The 463-nt window shown below is 49.9% G+C and carries 2 tRNA genes; both read left to right on the forward strand.

Annotated elements, in window-relative coordinates:
- Window positions 1–134: 134 nt before the first annotated feature.
- A tRNA-Ile gene (locus tag AC25ND_RS26380) sits at window positions 135–211 on the forward strand.
- 24 nt (window positions 212–235) lie between these two features.
- Window positions 236–311 (forward strand) — tRNA-Ala (locus tag AC25ND_RS26385).
- The last annotated feature ends 152 nt before the right edge of the window (window positions 312–463 follow it).

Genomic DNA, 463 nt, shown 5'->3' on the forward strand with positions numbered 1-463 from the left:
TCGTAACAAGGTAGCCGTAGGGGAACCTGCGGCTGGATCACCTCCTTAATCGAAGACATCAGCCTGCTGATGAGCTCCCACACGAATTGCTTGATTCATTGTGTAAAGACGATGCTGTAACGCGACCCTGTTATAGGTCTGTAGCTCAGTTGGTTAGAGCGCACCCCTGATAAGGGTGAGGTCGGCAGTTCAAATCTGCCCAGACCTACCAATTACTTGGTGCGGCCTAGGATACGGGGCCATAGCTCAGCTGGGAGAGCGCCTGCCTTGCACGCAGGAGGTCAGCGGTTCGATCCCGCTTGGCTCCACCACTCTTTCAGGTTTCGCAGCACTGCTCAGAACTTAGAAATGAACATTCGGTGATGAATGTTGATTTCTGACTTTTGTCAGATCGTTCTTTAAAAATTCGGATATGTGATAGATAGACTGAATGCCAGTTTCACTGCTGGTTATTCAGGCTAAG

It is taken from the genome of Pseudomonas sp. P110(2024), from assembly GCF_057480795.1.